The sequence below is a fragment of the Novosphingobium ginsenosidimutans genome (assembly GCF_007954425.1).
Taxonomy (GTDB): Bacteria; Pseudomonadota; Alphaproteobacteria; order Sphingomonadales; family Sphingomonadaceae; genus Novosphingobium; species Novosphingobium ginsenosidimutans.
In genome coordinates this window covers 1,090,247-1,105,873 of the sequence record NZ_CP042345.1, presented here as the reverse complement: position 1 = coordinate 1,105,873, position 15,627 = coordinate 1,090,247, and the positions used below count along the sequence as shown (strand labels likewise).

Annotated in this window: 11 protein-coding genes and 1 tRNA gene; 5 read left to right on the top strand and 7 right to left on the bottom strand. The window is 61.1% G+C overall.

Annotated features, from left to right (window positions below):
- Positions 1 to 24 precede the first annotated feature (24 nt).
- Positions 25 to 546, bottom strand: a complete 522-nt coding sequence (gene infC / locus FRF71_RS05520; protein WP_147089614.1) for a translation initiation factor IF-3 — start codon at positions 544 to 546, stop codon at positions 25 to 27.
- A 94-nt stretch (positions 547 to 640) separates the two neighbouring features.
- Positions 641 to 1,309, bottom strand: coding sequence for a ligase-associated DNA damage response endonuclease PdeM (pdeM, locus tag FRF71_RS05515; RefSeq protein ID WP_147089613.1), 669 nt, complete (start codon positions 1,307 to 1,309; stop codon positions 641 to 643).
- 44 nt (positions 1,310 to 1,353) lie between these two features.
- Here pdeM and hemF point away from each other — a divergent pair, with 44 nt between their 5' ends.
- Together hemF and FRF71_RS05505 are read left to right on the top strand one after the other, a co-directional pair.
- Positions 1,354 to 2,211 (top strand): oxygen-dependent coproporphyrinogen oxidase, encoded by an 858-nt coding sequence (gene hemF / locus FRF71_RS05510; RefSeq protein WP_147089612.1) that lies wholly within the window; start codon positions 1,354 to 1,356, stop codon positions 2,209 to 2,211.
- A 53-nt stretch (positions 2,212 to 2,264) separates the two neighbouring features.
- Positions 2,265 to 4,355 carry a RelA/SpoT family protein gene (locus tag FRF71_RS05505; protein ID WP_147089611.1) on the top strand — a complete coding sequence of 697 codons (2,091 nt, stop codon included), beginning with the start codon at positions 2,265 to 2,267 and terminating at the stop codon, positions 4,353 to 4,355.
- Here FRF71_RS05505 and FRF71_RS05500 read toward each other — a convergent pair.
- From FRF71_RS05500 to FRF71_RS05490, 3 genes are read right to left on the bottom strand one after another with little or no spacing between them, the layout of a single operon-like run.
- Positions 4,352 to 4,663: a DUF1905 domain-containing protein gene (locus FRF71_RS05500; RefSeq protein WP_147089610.1), complete on the bottom strand. Its 312-nt coding sequence runs from the start codon at positions 4,661 to 4,663 to the stop codon at positions 4,352 to 4,354. The genes FRF71_RS05505 and FRF71_RS05500 overlap by 4 nt on opposite strands.
- The gene (locus tag FRF71_RS05495) at positions 4,660 to 5,709 is read right to left on the bottom strand and encodes a peptidylprolyl isomerase (protein WP_147089609.1); all 1,050 of its coding nucleotides are present in this window, start codon (positions 5,707 to 5,709) and stop codon (positions 4,660 to 4,662) included. Before FRF71_RS05495 ends, FRF71_RS05500 begins: the two co-directional genes overlap by 4 nt.
- Before the next feature lie 39 nt (positions 5,710 to 5,748).
- Positions 5,749 to 6,153 (bottom strand): metallopeptidase family protein, encoded by a 405-nt coding sequence (locus tag FRF71_RS05490; protein WP_147089608.1) that lies wholly within the window; start codon positions 6,151 to 6,153, stop codon positions 5,749 to 5,751.
- Positions 6,154 to 6,240: 87 nt separating this feature from the next.
- Here FRF71_RS05490 and FRF71_RS05485 point away from each other — a divergent pair.
- The 3 genes from FRF71_RS05485 to FRF71_RS05475 all read left to right on the top strand — a co-directional run bounded on the left by FRF71_RS05485 (position 6,241) and on the right by FRF71_RS05475 (position 8,939).
- Positions 6,241 to 6,331: transfer RNA gene (locus tag FRF71_RS05485), tRNA-Ser, on the top strand.
- A gap of 510 nt (positions 6,332 to 6,841) precedes the next feature.
- Positions 6,842 to 8,170, top strand: a complete 1,329-nt coding sequence (locus tag FRF71_RS05480) for a DNA modification methylase (protein ID WP_147089607.1) — start codon at positions 6,842 to 6,844, stop codon at positions 8,168 to 8,170.
- Positions 8,163 to 8,939, top strand: coding sequence for a hypothetical protein (locus FRF71_RS05475; RefSeq protein WP_147089606.1), 777 nt, complete (start codon positions 8,163 to 8,165; stop codon positions 8,937 to 8,939). The genes FRF71_RS05480 and FRF71_RS05475 overlap by 8 nt, the downstream gene beginning before the upstream one ends.
- Positions 8,940 to 8,968: 29 nt before the next feature.
- Here FRF71_RS05475 and FRF71_RS05470 read toward each other — a convergent pair whose 3' ends face one another.
- Together FRF71_RS05470 and FRF71_RS05465 are read right to left on the bottom strand one after the other, a co-directional pair.
- Positions 8,969 to 9,448, bottom strand: coding sequence for a hypothetical protein (locus FRF71_RS05470; protein WP_147089605.1), 480 nt, complete (start codon positions 9,446 to 9,448; stop codon positions 8,969 to 8,971).
- 617 nt (positions 9,449 to 10,065) lie between these two features.
- Positions 10,066 to 15,486: an autotransporter-associated beta strand repeat-containing protein gene (locus FRF71_RS05465; RefSeq protein ID WP_147089604.1), complete on the bottom strand. Its 5,421-nt coding sequence runs from the start codon at positions 15,484 to 15,486 to the stop codon at positions 10,066 to 10,068.
- Positions 15,487 to 15,627: the final 141 nt, after the last annotated feature.

Here is a 15,627-nt window from a genome sequence, read left to right as displayed (position 1 = left end):
CCTGTGTTCCGACCGGAGCCGGGCTTACTTCGGTGACAGCACCATCAGCATCTGGCGGCCTTCCATGCGGGGATAGGCCTCGATCTTGGCGTCTTCGGCGGTGTCTTCCTGCACCCGCTTGAGGAGGTTCATCCCCAGCTGCTGGTGCGAGAGCTCACGACCGCGGAAACGCAGGGTGACCTTCACCTTATCGCCCTCGCCGATGAACTTGTGGATCGCGCGCATCTTCACGTCATAGTCGTGATCGTCGATGTTCGGACGCATCTTGATCTCCTTGATCTCCTGCGTCTTCTGATTCTTGCGCGCGGCATTGGCCTTTTTCTGGGCCTCATACCGGAACTTGCCGACATCAAGGAACTTCGCCACCGGCGGATCGGCGTTGGGAGAGATCTCCACAAGGTCCAGCCCTACTTCGGCTGCCTGCTCGATCGCTTCGCGGGTATACATGACGCCAAGGTTCTCACCGTTTTCGTCAATGACGCGGACCTTGTCCGAGGTGATCATCTGGTTGTAGCGCGGCCCGCTCTTCACGGGGGGGGCCAGCATGCGCCGGGGTGGGGGTGCTATAGTTCCTGCTCCTTAGGCAATGTCTCAGTGGCGCGTCCTTAATCCGAATCCTCGCGCGGTGGAAGCCGCGAATTTACGCCGCTTCGCGCCACACTGGAACCTGGACCAGTTTGCCGCGTACCGGCAGCACCGCGTGGACCATGCGGGCGGGCTGCATCGCGGCGATGATCGCCGGGTCGGCCACGTCCATCCCGCCGGTCAGCGCGCCGAAGGCCGGCAGAATCAGCTTGCGCTCGCTGGCCGCCCAACACGGCCGCGCGACCGAGCGTCCGCGCGCCGCAATCCGCAGCTTGGGATGAAAATGGCCCGACAGTTCGGCGCGTAGTTCCCCGGCGCGCGCTTCATGCCGCAGCACCAGCGGGCCCACGGCAAGTTCCTCCAGCATGGTTCCGGGCGCCGCGCCAGCATCATGATTCCCGCCGATCCAGACCCAGTCGACCACCCGGGTCAGCGCGGCCAGCATCCCGGCGGCGTGCGGCTCAAGCCGGTTGGCCCCATCGCCATCGTGGAAATTGTCGCCTAGGGTGAAGACCCGCCTCGCGCCGCTAAGGCGGATCGCGCGGGCGACCCGCTCCAGCGTTTCGCGGCTGTCATAGGGCGGCAGCATCTGTCCGAACCGCGCAAAGAAGCTGGCCTTTTCCAGGTGCAGGTCCGCCACCAGCAGCGCCTGCTCCCGCGCCCAGTAAAGCGCGCCGCCTTCCAGCAGCGCCATATCCTCACCTGCGAACGAAAAGGGAACCATGGCTTTTCCTTGCCGTAAGGCCAATCGCTTGGCAAGTGTCAGGAATGACTGACTGGACCCCCCATACCGCCCGCGCCAAGACCTGGTTTGAAAGCCTGCGCGACCGGATCTGCGCCGAATTTGAAGCGATCGAAGCTGAAGCCGGCAGCGCCGCCCGGTTCGATTACAAGTCATGGAGCCGTGAGGAGGAAGGAAATCCTGACCCCGGCGGCGGCACCCAGGGGTTGATGAAGGGTAAGGTGTTCGAAAAGGTCGGCGTCAATGTCTCGACCGTCCACGGCACCTTTGCGCCGCAATTCGCACCATCGGTCAACGGGGCGAGTGCCGATCAGCCCGGGTTTACCGCCACAGGCATCAGCCTGGTGGCGCACATGGCCAACCCGCATGTGCCGGCCGTGCACATGAACACCCGCTTCCTGACGACAACCAAGGCCTGGTTCGGCGGGGGCGGCGATCTCAACCCGCCGATCCCGTACGAAGAGGATACGGCGGACTTTCATGCCGCTTACCAGGCGGCCTGCGATGCCCACGATCCGGAATACTATCCCAAGTTCAAGGCCTGGGCCGACGAGTACTTCTACATCCCTCACCGCGGCGTCCATCGCGGCGTGGGTGGGATCTTCTACGATCACCTTGAATGCGCCGACGATGCCGGGTTTGAGGCCAATTTCGCCTTCACCCGCGATGTCGGGGAAGCCTTCCTGGCATCCTTCCCGATGCTGGTACGCCGCCGGATGGGCATGCCCTTCACCCCGGCCGACAAGGCCCAGCAGCTCGAATGGCGCGGCCGCTATGCCGAATTCAACCTGGTCTATGACCGCGGCACGCTGTTCGGCCTCAAGACCGGCGGCAACATCGATGCCATCCTGATGAGCCTGCCGCCAGAGGCGACCTGGTCCTGACCGACGGCAAAACCGCTTGCGGGTTTGGGGGCTGTTCCCCCACATAGGCGTTAATGCTGCGCCAGTATGAACTTGTCGAGCGGGTGCTCGCCTATGACCCGGACGCCGATGAGGCGATGCTGAACCGGGCCTATGTCTATACCGTGCAGAAACACGGCACGCAGAAGCGCGCCAGCGGCGATCCCTATTTCAGCCACCCGGTCGAGGTGGCCGGCCTGATGACCGAGCTGAAGCTCGACCAGGACACGATCATCACCGCTCTGCTCCACGATACGGTCGAGGATACCCTGGCGACCACGGCCGAGATCGAGCGCCTGTTCGGCGGCGATGTCGCGCGGCTGGTCGATGGCGTCACCAAGCTCTCCAAGATCGAGGTGATGAGCGAGAACGAGCGCGCGGCCGAAAACCTGCGCAAGTTCCTGCTGGCGATGAGCGAGGATATCCGCGTCCTGCTGGTCAAGCTGGCCGACCGGCTCCACAACATGCGCACGCTTCACTTCATCAAGAGCGCCGACAAGCGCCGCCGGATCGCGCGCGAGACGATGGATATCTATGCCCCGCTGGCCGAGCGGGTCGGCATGTACGAATACATGCGCGAGATGCAGTTGCTCGCCTTTGAGCAGCTGGAGCCTGAAGGCTATGCCACCATCACCGGGCGACTGGCCCAGATCCGCGAGACCGATGGGGGCCAGGTTGATGCCATTGCTCTTGCGATCAAGCAGGCGCTGGCTGAGACCGGGCTGAAGGTGGAGGTCTCCGGACGCGAAAAGCACCCCTATTCGATCTGGAAGAAGATGGCCGAACGGCATGTTTCGTTCGAGCAGATCACCGATATCATGGCCTTCCGCGTGCTGACCGACAGCACCGAGGACTGCTACCGCGCGCTGGGCGTGCTCCACACCACCTGGCAGATGATCCCGGGCCGGTTCAAGGACTACCTCTCAACCCCCAAGTCGAACGGCTACCGCTCGCTCCACACCAGCCTGATCTTCGAAAACTCGATGCGGATGGAGGTGCAGATCCGCACCCATGACATGCACCGGACCAACGAGTTCGGGCTGGCCGCGCACTGGGCCTACAAACAGGGTGACCGGCCCGACGGCCAGGTCGGCTGGCTGCGCGATCTGATCGAGATCGTCGATGCCAGCCACGATGCCGAGGAACTGCTCGAACACACGCGCCTGGCGATCTACCAGGACCGGATCTTTGCCTTCACCCCCAAGGGCGCGCTGCACCAGCTGCCCAAGGGCTCAACCCCGGTCGACTTCGCCTATGCGGTCCACTCCGACCTTGGCAACTTCGCGGTCGGAGCCAAGATCAATGGCCGCCACATGCCGCTGCGCACGCCGCTGAACAATGGCGACGTGGTGGAGATCATCAAGAACCGCACCGCCTCCCCGCAGCTGTCCTGGCTGGGCTTTGTCGTTACCGGCAAGGCCCGCGCCGCGATCCGCCGCGCGGTGCGCGCGAAAGAGCGCGAGGAAGTCGCCGCGATCGGGCGGAAGCTGCTTGAGGGGATTGCCGATCGCCTTCCCAGCAAGATCGGCAAGAAGGCCGTGCGCGAAGCGGTCAAGCGTCTGGGCCTCGGCACCGAGGAAGATCTGCTGGTCGCAATCGGCACGGCCAAGCTGGCTGACCGGCAGGTGATGGAAGCCCTGGTCCCCGGCAGCACCAGCGGGATGGATGATCCCGACCACTGGCCCAAGCAGGAACGCGCGATCTCGATCCGCGGCCTCACCGCCGGTGTCGCCTTCCACCTTGCCGAATGCTGCCATCCGGTGCCGGGTGACCGGATCGTTGGCGTGCGCGTGCCGGGCAAGGGGGTGGAAGTCCACGCGATCGACTGCTTGACGCTCGCCAGCGGGGTTGATGCCGACTGGCTTGACCTCTCCTGGGGTGAGCGGACCACCGGCGCGGTCGCCCGCATTCGGATGGTGCTGCATAACCGCCCCGGCACCCTGGCCGAAGCGGCCGGCATTTTCGCCAGCAACCGCGCCAACATCGCCGCGCTGGAAAACTCGAGCCGCGATGAGCTGTTCAGTACTTACGACGTCGATCTCGACGTGACGGACCTGGCGCACCTCACCCGCATCGTCTCGGCCCTGCGCGCCAGCGATGCCGTGGCCGAGGCAGAGCGGCTCTAGACCTCCAGCAAGACTTCAACTGCATCCCCTTCATCGATCCCTTCGGCCTTGCGCACGCTGGCCTTGACCGGCAGCAGCCAGCCCAGTTCCTTGCTGGGAAATAGCGAGGTTCGGAATTGGCTGTCGCCAATGGTGGCAGTGACTTTCAGCGAGCCAAAGCCGCCCAGGGTCTTTTCCATCCGCCGCATCAGCGCCGTGCCGGACAAAGCCTCGCCGGCCTCGCCATCAATCGTCAGGAAATGCCACGAGCCGCCGGAGTTTCCGTTCCAGCGCCAGAGCGTGCCGGTGTGCGCAATCCGCTCGATCACTTCACCCGCCGCACCGGCACCGGAATGTTGCAGATGTCGGCCCCGCCGGCGGGCCGGATGAAAAAGGTGTCGCGGCGGTTGGCGCGGGCATCGGCATAGCGGGCAAAGCTGTCGCTCTCGGTGGAGAGGTATTCATAGGCCGGCAGCCCGCTCACCTCGCTGCCGATCCGGACCGAGACGATCCCGGTGCGTTCTTCCGGCGTTTCATAGAACCCCAGCGCCCCGGTCCCGCGCGGCAGGCTAGACAGGTGCTCGATCCCTTCGATCACCCGGCCGACCAGCGCGATATTGCGATCGAGATGGCGCGGGGCATGGCCGATCACGGTATAGAGCTCGGCCCCGGTGCCCGTGTTGGGCGGCATATCGCGACCGACGCCGACCATGCCGTAGCAGTGGACGGGCCAGCCACTAAGCTCGATCCTCTTGCCCTTTGCCGCCGGCGAGCGCGCAACTGCGATTGGCCAACCGGCCAAGATGGCAGTGCCTTCAGCATATGCATCCTTGGTCGCACGGATCGGATACCAGCGGATTCTTGAACCGGTACCGTCAGTTATGAAGTCCTGAACCCGCAGTGTCGCGGAGTTCGGGCTATAGACAATTTCTTGTTGGCCCAGCCTGGTCGAATAGTCAGTTTGCGGCACCACCGCCAATTCCCCCGGCAGCGACTTCGCCTTGGCCTTGTCCTCCGCATTTCCATCGCCCCACTGCACGACATAGTTGTCCTGCACCCGATTGATGCTTGTGCCGTCCCAGAACCGCGCCGCCGCCAGCTTGCGGATATTGCCGACCCAGCCCTGGCTGAACGGGGCGGGCATCAGTTGGATCACAACGCGGCGCGGCTTGCCCTTGCCGTCGGAGGCCAGGTCCATCACCAAGAGGTCGGACGGTGCGATCGCCGCCCAATCGGCCTTGGGGGCGGCATTGACGATCTCGGCCGGGGCGAGCGGCGAGGGCTGCGCGCGGCCGGCGGCCACATTGGCCGAGGCCTGGGGCATGGCCGGCGTAGTGGCAAGCAGGGCGGCGAACGGGATCAGGTGTTTGCGCATGGCGCAGACTTTGCCAGCAAATCACAGCGCTGCAAGCGGTCAGTCCGCCGCGTCCTCCAGTGCCTCGATATCCGCATCACTCAGCCCGAAGTGATGACCGACCTCGTGGATCACTACGTGCGCCACCAGATGCTCCAGCGTCTCGTTCCCGCGGGCGATCCATTCGTCGAGGATGGCTGCGCGGAACAGGCGGATCCGGTCGGGCAGGGTGCCGCTCGGCGCGGAATGCTTGTCGCCTACCGGCACGCCTTCGTAGAGCCCGGTCAGTTCGAACGGGTCTTCGATCCCCAGCAGCGCCAGGGTCTCCGCATCGGCAAATTCTTCGACCTGCAGCACCACGCCCTCAAGGTGCGCGGCAAAGGGTTCGGGCAGACGGGCCAGGGCTGCATCGGCCAGCGCCTCAATCTCGGCGGCGTCGGGCGCCAGGCCAAAGGTTCGTTCCATGGGCTGAGAGATAGGAACGCACCGCCCTGCCGCCAATGCTTGCGCCGCCCGCCTGCCGCCGCTAGGGCGCAAGCTTCCAGTGCATGCGGAGCGGTGGCCGAGTGGTCGAAGGCGCTCGCCTGGAAAGTGAGTATACGTCAAAAGCGTATCGAGGGTTCGAATCCCTCCCGCTCCGCCAAGCAGTCTTCTCTCTTCCCTGTACCCACCTAGCCCAGCCACTCAATCCCGCAATTATGCGGGCTTTCGGTGTTGTCAGGTAGCGGAGAGAACCGTGACAGCGTCAAGATGCGGCAGGTTTGCGCTGGCTTTCTCTGCGCCTTTGCTCGGCAGTACGGTTTGGCCGATTTTCCCTGTTTTCGCTGCTAATGGGCCGCCCCAATGGACTGAACCACATCCATCGTATCGCAGGAAATTAGCTGAGATTCAGTGTTATACGGTCCCATCGCGACCTGATTTGCACTCCGCCAATTGCCGAGAAACAGCCGATTGGTCGCGATAACACGCGATAATTCGGGGTCGCAGAACGACAATAGCAAGCAAAACGCAGGAAATTGGCCGACAACTCGCGTTAACCCGCAAAGATCGCTTTAGCGCTCGCGGAGAGCGCAATTCCAATTGCCATTGTTTCGGCTTTGTTCTATAGGGGGCAAATCCCACCACGGATGTCACCTTGCAGGAGGAAGACGCCATGGTTGTGATAAATTCCCATTCGATCGAATTCAGAGATCCCGCTGCGCTCAAGCTGCGCAAGCGCGGCTGGCGCAAGTATCCCGCGTGCCAGATTGAAGAAGCCAAGCGCCAGCTTGAACGCACCGGCATGGTGGTCGAGCCGGTCCTGGTTGATAGCGAGGACCACGTGGTGTGCGGCGGCGCGATCGTCCAGGCCGCGCGCCAACTTGGCTGGACGCAGGTCCCGGTGCTGCTGATCGCCAACATGACGCCGGACGAGCTGCGGCTCTACGCGGTCAATGCCCACAAGTTGAACGACCTCGGTGCCTACGACGACGTGCTTCTCGCAGAGGAACTGCGCGAGCTCGACCGATTGCTCAGGGAGGACATTTTCAAGTGCCTCGCGATTGAGGAGGGCGAGCTGACCCGGCTACTGAGCCTCGGAGCGAAGGAGCCAGGATCAGAATTAGCCTGCAACACCAACGCCACGCAGACAGTCGTCAACAGGCCTGGTGACCTCTGGCAGGTCGGACGGCACCGGCTGCTTTGTGCAAGCTCGCTGGAGCACGGCAGCTTCGCCGCCCTGATGCAGGGAGAGCTGGCCCAGTTCGGACTGACCGACAGTCCCTACAACATCCCCATGGCGACAATCTCGAGCGATCCCACCAGGGAGGAGTTCGCCTATGGCCACGGCGAGATGTCGCCCAACGAGTTCACCCGCTTCCTCACCACGGTCATGCGGCTGATGAAGAGCGCCAGCGAGCCCGGTGCCTGGCAGGCTTTCTTCATGAGCTACCACTTCCTGCTGGAGCTGCTGCGCGCGGGCACCGTGGTATTTGGAAGGCCCAAGGCGATGTGCACCTGGATCAAGAGCCAGCCCGGGCAGGGAACGCCGTTTCGATCGCAGACCGAGCAGGTCGTCTACTTCCGCAACGGCGACGCCCCGCCGCGCGACAATGTCCAGCTCGGCAAGCACGGTCGCAACCGCTCGACTGCCTGGCACTACGACGGGATGACGACGGCGAGCAGCGAGCGCGCCGAGCTCCTGAAAAGTCGCGCGACGCCTAAGGCGGTCGACATGTTGCAGGATGCCATCCTTGACGTGACCTCGCACGATGGGATCGTCCTCGATCCCTTTGGCGGGATCGGCAGCACCATGGTCGCGGCCCAAGCCGCCGAGCGGCGGGGATACCTGATCGAGATCGAACCGCGCTTCGTGGATGTCGCGATCCGGCGCATGCAGGCGGCTTATGGCCTGACGGCAATCCGTCAGTCTGACGGGCGCTCCTTTGCCGACCTGGAAGCCGAGGCCGAAGCTGCCGCTACGCGAGACGAAGTCGATGGCTAACGATCCAGATGACATCGATCCCGAGCTGGTCGGTCAACCGGCCGGCTACGGCAAGCCCCCGTACGAACACCGCTGGCCCAAGGGCTACTGTCCCAACCCCACTGGCCGGCCCAGAAAGAAGCAGACCATGGCACATTCCGCTCCGCTCAATGAATTTCAGCAGCGCATGCTCAAGGAAGCCCGAAAGGTCATCACGGAGATTGACGGAACTCCCTTCACCAATCTCGACAAGCTACTTTTGGAACTGCGGACGAGCAATCGACCGGAAGACAGAAAGCTGCTGCTCAAATTCTGCGAGGAGGCATTAAAGGCTGACCACGAGTGGCGCTCGAATGCGGTCAAGGACCTGATTGCGTACAAGGAGTATTGGGGGCCAATCTTCATGCGGCGTCGCATGCTGGGTCAGAAGCTCCCCGAGGTTTACCCCGATCCGAACGACATCAAGATCATCTCGGCAACAGAGTTTCGTTTCATCGGTCCGGTGACTGCCGAAGAGGCCGCCCTCTGGAACTATATCGACAAGCAGCGCAGCGCTTTCTTCATGGTCGCAGATGAGCTGATCGAAGCGGCCGGGCTCTACAACCCGCTTGAGAGGGATTTTCAACGCTACCTGAAGGTGCGGCGCCAGTTTTATCGTTTCAACCGGCGCTTGCCCGCTGACTTCAAGAAGAAGCATCCCGCCAAGTTCCCGGCCTTCAAGCCGCCGGCCGAGCCGCCCGAATGGTACAGAGGCGACGACGAGTGGGCCGATCCCGAATCCGGCGAGTAAGCCAGCAGCCCTGCGATCCCTCGTGCGCGCTAGAACCGGATGTGCCAGGCCGGGTACATTCCGCGCGCCCGGCCGAACACTTCATTGAGGCTCATCTCGCAGTGTTCGCCGGTAACGGTGCTCACGAACACGAAGCGATAGCGCGCTCCGACGCTCTGGGCGGTGAGGTGTTCGGCAGCTGTTATGTTGAACATATAACCTTTGAGCTCAGGTCCGATGTTGGCCCGGTTGGTCGACTTGATCTCGCACACGGTGATCGCGTCAATCGACCGGGCAATGGCTTCGGCATCAGTCAGGGCGATGGGGTGATTAAGGCGAAGGACGTCAAAGGCGGCACCGTAAAGGGTCATGCCGCGCATGGCATAACCAACCAGTAGCGCCTTACGCTCGATCCCGGTTGGGCAGTGATATCTCGCATCCTTTGCCAGCAGGACCTGCACAGCCTTGCGCGCCGTCTGCTGGCCAGCCTCACGTGGCGGCAATCCCGCGACGGGCACGTCTTCGATCATGGCAGCCTCACGCGTCGCTCCTATGTCCTCTCGGGGCGACGGCCGAAGCCGGATGTTGGAAACCTGGCATACACACAGGCGCATGCGCCTTTACCGTTGCCGGCTGGACATGCGCGCATGCCACCCGGCCTTCAGCATCGCTGTTGACCGAGTTTGTATGCAGGGGTTTCCAAGCCCCGCTTCCTGGCTTTCACAGGAAGCAAGGGCAGATTGCTTGGTTCAGGCCGTAACGCAAGATGAAAGCGTTGAGAATAGAATGACACTTCCTGATCAAAGCTGCCTGCTCGGCGGGCCTCTCAAAAATTGTGATTGAAGCACCGTCTGCAAATTGAAGGATTTGCCTCGGTTGTCCGCTTTGTGGGAAGGTACGGAACGTCTGCATTCGAAATCCCAATGGAAATAGCGGACATCTGCAATGGTGAAGCGTTGAAAACGTTCCAATCCACCAACTGAGCAGACAATAAGACCAATGGCGTCGCAGATCAGTAGGCGGGTCCAAAAAGACTAGGCGTTGACAAATCGGGCCCTCAAATCCCAGGCGATCCCATGCGGCAGCTCCTACTACGGTTTGCGCAACGCCAGGACAGGATTGCTCCTGCCCTGGTGATAATCACCTCCTAGAAGGCGAACCGGAAGGTAACGTAGCCGCCATCACCCACTTCCTGGAGCACTGAACTCCGGCGATACTCGGTCGCCAGCGACATCCGACCTAGACTTAGTTCGAGACCTGCATCGACGTTTACGCTTTTCGCTGCGAGGGGCGCTGCCACAATATCGAACCGGGTGCCATTCCCCTTGAACTGGCTCTGCTGCCAGGTGCCAAGGTCTCCGCCTGCCCATTGCCAGCTCGCTGCAAGCTTGGGTGCGATGCGCAATCCTCTGCCCAAGTCGTACGTCCCAGCAATTCGGAGCCCTGCGTTAGCGAGATTGAGGGTGCGGTTGGCACTGATGATCGACAGCGCAGCATCCCCGCCGATCTCTTCGATGCGGTTTCCGCTAATGGACATCCGCGTCGCACTTGCGAACGGTGTGACCGAAAGTCCCGCAGCGTGGAATGAATAGGACGCCTCGGCAAACAGCTGGCGGGTAGAAGTGCTGTAGCGGGACTGCGAACCATCCGCGAAGTCGCTAAATGCAATGTGCCGGCTCGCCTGGACTTCATGCCGGGCAAAGCCAGCACCGACGCCCAGACTCCAACCATCGGCATTGTAACCGAAGGTTCCGCCGGCATAGTGCGTCGCGACCGAAGCGTTGCCTTCGCCGCCGGCGGCAAGGCGCTCATAGGGCACATACCCGGTCATAACCGCTACGCTGAACCCGTTACGGGCTAGGCTGAGCCCCGACCTATAGCGCGGCGAAAAACTCGTGCGGGTGCCAGTCTCGACCATGTTCCACACCGCCGGTCCTTGCGCAGCCGTCAGCGCGTCTGCCGCCAACTGATCCTTGATGCCCAGTGCGCTGCCCACGATCCGGTTAGAAATCGTGCCAAAGAAATCACCCGAGAACGAGTCAAAGGCTGCCCGAGCTCCGGCAAGGTTCTGAGTCAGCACGCTGTCATACAGAGAATTGTAGAGCCCCATGGATTCGATTGCTGTTGCAACCGCCGCCTGCTTCGGATCGGCTGCGATGGATGCGAAGGTGTTGCTCTTCCGCTTCAGCGTCAGTTCCACATATTTGCTCGTCTGGTTGAGCTTAGGTTCCAGGAACGCAAGGTCAGTACTGACCGAAGCAAAGGTCCCTGTTATCTTGTTGGTCGCCGTGAGGATCATGTAGGACGTCGATGGCTTGTAATTGCCATTGGCAGCCAGGACCTGCACTGAAACGCCGGAACCAATGACCGCGTCGCCAGTCACATTGATACGGTCTGCAGCGCCAGCTGCACTGGCTTCAACCAGATACCTTGACCCAGATTGGAACCGAAGCGTCCCCTTGACGTTGATGGTGCCGATCGAATTGCCAGGTGCGAAGATCCCGCCCGTTTCGATGGTCACGGTTCCTGTGGTTCCGGTCCCGCCAAGCGTGGCACCTGATTTCACCGTAACCGGCGAGGTGATCGAACCGTTTACAGCCAAGGTCCCACCTGCAACCGTGGTTGTGCCGGTGTAGGTGTTTGTGCCGGTCAGGTTGAGCCGGCCATCGCCTTGCTTCAGCAGGGAGCCAGAACCCGAAATCGACCCAGCATAAACCGTATTATTTGTCTGATTGACAGTCAGATTGGCTGTGCCACCTAGAAGCAGGCTGCTGCTGCTCGTGCCGGAAAGCCCAGCAATCGTGGTTGTGGTGCTGCCTGACAGGTCTAGTGTACCGCTCTGCAGATCGAAAACCGTCGATGGGTTGATCGCACCGGCAATTCGGATGCTTCCCCCCAGCAACTGCGTCGTCCCGCCAAAGTTGTAGCCACCGAGGAATGATACGGTGCCGGCGCCTTGCTTGGTGAACAGACCTGTGCCGGAAAAGCTGCCGGTCACATCAAAGTTGCTGCCGATGTCGATGAGCAGTCGGCCATCATTGACGATGTTGCCCGTAAATCCGCCGACGGTCCCTCCTGAACCTAATCGGAAAGTTCCGCCGCCGCTTGTCGTCACGTTTCCAGCAATCGCGCCGGTCACGCCAAGCTCGCCGCCGCTGATGTTGATCGTTCCGAACGAGCCGGAATTGCTAGAAACATTCCACGTGCCAGCCAGCACCTCAAGGGTCTCGAAATTATCAAACCGCCCCAGCGATTGGATCACACCCGTCCCAGAATTGAGCCTCAATGTGTCGATGCCACTGCCGCCATCGGATGTGCCTACGATCTGAGAGCCTGTGCCAAGCGTGAGGGTGTCGTTAGCCGCGCCGAAACGAATGGCGGTACCGAGCGCGTTGCTGATCGTTCCAGTGTTCAGCAGCATGGCTTGACCCAATGCTTCGATAGCCGCACCAGTCGCGCTGTCGAGGCTGATGCTACCGCTGTTAGTAACGTCCGCAACGACGTCATTGTTCAGGAAGATGCCGTTCTCGATAGACCCCCGGTTTATCACTGTGCCTGCGTAGCTGCCCGGGACTGTCGCCCCTTGGATCAATATGCCGCCGCTGTTTCCGCGGATTAGCCCGTCGTTCTCGACTGTGCCGCCGCCGGATAGGATTACGCCAAACCGGTTACCTCGAATGGTGCCACCGCTTTGGTTAGTAACCCTACCGATCTGGCTTACGCCAGTGAGGTCCTGATCTTCGAAGGCAAACATCGAAACGCCATCTGCACCCCCACCGACCAGACCTTCTATCAGCCCGCTGTTGGTCACGGTACCGCCGCCCATCAGCCTTACGCCGTCATTGGTGTCACCGCGGATTGTGCCGCTGTTGGTGACTGCTGTGCCGCGAGCAAGGCCGAGGAAATCAACAGTTGCCGCGTCGACCAGGTATGAAGTTGTAATGCCAAATACCCGGCCAGAAATCGTCCCAGTATTGGTGACGGAGGAGCCCGGCTGAACGACAATCACGCCCGCATCAGTGCGATTGAAACTGCCGTTGGTGCCGTTGCCGCGGATCGTTCCAGCATTGTTGACCGACAACGGCGAAAACTCTCCGTAAATGCCAGAACGCGCGCCTGAGATATTGCCGCCCGCAAGGTTATTGACCGTGATCCGGGCAGATGAGTTGCCGGCGATCGCATCGCCAACCGTTCCCGTAATGGTGCCACTGTTGCTTAGCGAGGCAGCCGCCATGGTTCCCCCGAAGCTGACACCGTTGCCGCCGCTAATTGATCCCGCGTTGTTTACGGAGGCTAACTTGTCAGGAAAGCCGTTTTGGCCCTGGATCAATATGCCGCCACCCAGTCCGTTCAAGTTAGCAGAGTTCGTATCTCCGCCAATGATGTTGCCGGCATTCTCAATCGATCCTCCGCCTGAGAGAATAATACCAAACCGGCTGCCACGGATTGTGCCGCCGGCCTGATTGGTCACTGAACCGATGCCAGTTATCGCGCTGATGTCCTGGGTATCGAAGGCGAAAATGGAGATGCCATCCGCCAACGGATCGACTAGACCTTCGATCAACCCGCTGTTGGTAACGCTGCCACCACCGACCAGCCGCACGCCATCATTTGTATCGCCGCGGATTGTGCCGCTGTTGACCACGCTGGTGTCGCGAGCGAGGCCGCTGAAAACGCCTGATTCAACTAGATAAGTGGTCGTAATCCCGAACTTTGCCCCAGAAATCGTACCGCTGTTGCTGACCGTCGATCCCGGTTGAATCATGACCACGCCAGCATCGGTGCGGTTGAAGTTGGCATTGCTGCCATTCCCGCGAATGGTGCCAGCATTGGTCAGGTGCAGTTGGCTGTATTCGCTGAACACGCCCGAACGGGCACCGGTAATCGTCCCGGTCGCTTCGTTAGTAATGTTGACCACAGTGTTGCTGTTGGAGCTCACCGCATCGCCGACACGGCCAATTACACTGCCGCTATTGACGAGGTTAGCGGCTGTCATGGCTCCGGAAAAACTTACCCCGACACCCCCGGTAATCGTACCGCCGTTGATCACTGTGGCGATTTTAACACCACCGCCGTTCACGTCTTGGATCGCAACCCCACCGCCGAGGCCGTTGAGGTTCCCGCTGCTGTAGTCGGCACCCCAGATAGTCCCTGCATTGTTCACGGTCCCGCCGTTGGACAGGATGATGCCGTAACGGTTGCCGCGGATTTCGCCGCCCGCAAGATTGTTGACCGTCGCAATTGCAGTGGTCGCGGTCAAATCCTGGCCAGTATGACCAAATGCCGAAATTCCGTCTGCCAAAGAGCCATTTAAGCCTTCGATCAGCCCACTGTTGGTCACGGTGCCGCCACCGATGAGACGGATACCATCGTTATTCAAACCGCGAATGGTACCAGTGTTGGTAACAGCAGTGCCGATCGCCCGTCCCTCCGACTGACCGGTTGCTGCATTGAAATAAGCGTTGGCAGTGATGCCGAACATATTTCCCTGAATGAGGCCGCTGTTCTGAATGCTGGAGCCGGCCTGTTCGATCACGACTGCTCCGGTGCTGCCCCCGCTTCCTTGTCCGAAAATTTCGCCCGAGTTGTTGAGCGTAATGGCGCCTTCACGTGCGAGGACGCCGCGCACTCCTGTAATGGTGCCAAAATTATTGACGGTGACAACACCGGAGCTGCTGTTGTCGACCCCAGCAAGGCGCGTGCCGGTTATTGTCCCGTAATTCTCCACGATGCCACTGGAAAGCGCGCCGCCAAAACTGACCCCGCTTCCTCCGGTAATCGAGCCGTTGTTAATAATCGTCCCAATCTTGCCTGGCTCGCTCACTTGGGCTTGGATGAGAACGCCGCCGCCAAAGCCAGTCAGGGTTCCACTGCTGAAGTCAGGTCCAATAATCGACCCGTAATTATAGACCGTGCCGCCACCGGAAAGGATGACGCCGAACCGGTTGCCGCGTATTGTGGCACCAAAGTCATTGCTTACGGTCCCAATGCCAGTCTGGCCGCTGGTATTCTGACCGGCAAAGCTGAACATCGAAACACCGTCGGCATTGGTGCCTGTACGACCTTCGATCAAACCATTGTTGGCGACAGTGCCGCCGCCAATCAGCCGCACACCATCGTCAGTATCGCCAATGATTTGGCCAAGATTGAAGACGTTTGTGCCGATGGCGCGGCCTTCAAGCTGGGAAGTTTCGGGGTTGAAATAATACGCAGTGGTAATGCCGAACCGCGCACCGGAGATCAGGCCGCTGCTGTAGTTAAATACATATGAGCCCGCCTGGGCGATGGTGATCCCACCGTCCGGCGGTGCGTCGGGGCCATCGTAGGTTCCGTCGCCGCGGATGGTTCCGCGGTTATCAACGCTTACTCCACCACCCCGAGCGTAAACGCCGCTCTTGTTTCCTTGGAGTGTGGTCCCGTTCGGGTTCGAGACACCCAGCGAGACGGGGCCATCTGAGATGATTCCGTAATCCTGGGCCTCCGCGCGTCCGGCCATCAACCCGGCAACGGTAGCCAACACGCTGGCATGCAGCAGCACACGAACCTTGCTTGCGGTGAAGTGGTGCATCCTGATTTCCCCCTTCAGTGCCTGTTGCCCCTAGTTCTGAAACAGGCAGCAGTGACGAACTCACGACGTTGGCGTCATCGCCATGCGTCGGGCTCCAGTCAGGCGCGACCCCCAACGGTTTTGATTAGCCGTTAACCAGTC

What these genes read in the sequence shown, in the direction of transcription:
- infC (WP_147089614.1), bottom strand. Translation starts at nt 546, where the DNA reads ATGCTGGCCCCCCCCGTGAAGAGCGGGCCGCGCTACAACCAGATGATC.
- pdeM (WP_147089613.1), bottom strand. Translation starts at nt 1,309, where the DNA reads ATGGTTCCCTTTTCGTTCGCAGGTGAGGATATGGCGCTGCTGGAAGGC.
- hemF (WP_147089612.1), top strand. Translation starts at nt 1,354, where the DNA reads ATGACTGACTGGACCCCCCATACCGCCCGCGCCAAGACCTGGTTTGAA.
- FRF71_RS05505 (WP_147089611.1), top strand. Translation starts at nt 2,265, where the DNA reads ATGCTGCGCCAGTATGAACTTGTCGAGCGGGTGCTCGCCTATGACCCG.
- FRF71_RS05495 (WP_147089609.1), bottom strand. Translation starts at nt 5,709, where the DNA reads ATGCGCAAACACCTGATCCCGTTCGCCGCCCTGCTTGCCACTACGCCG.
- FRF71_RS05490 (WP_147089608.1), bottom strand. Translation starts at nt 6,153, where the DNA reads ATGGAACGAACCTTTGGCCTGGCGCCCGACGCCGCCGAGATTGAGGCG.
- FRF71_RS05480 (WP_147089607.1), top strand. Translation starts at nt 6,842, where the DNA reads ATGGTTGTGATAAATTCCCATTCGATCGAATTCAGAGATCCCGCTGCG.
- FRF71_RS05475 (WP_147089606.1), top strand. Translation starts at nt 8,163, where the DNA reads ATGGCTAACGATCCAGATGACATCGATCCCGAGCTGGTCGGTCAACCG.
- FRF71_RS05470 (WP_147089605.1), bottom strand. Translation starts at nt 9,448, where the DNA reads ATGATCGAAGACGTGCCCGTCGCGGGATTGCCGCCACGTGAGGCTGGC.
- FRF71_RS05465 (WP_147089604.1), bottom strand. Translation starts at nt 15,486, where the DNA reads ATGCACCACTTCACCGCAAGCAAGGTTCGTGTGCTGCTGCATGCCAGC.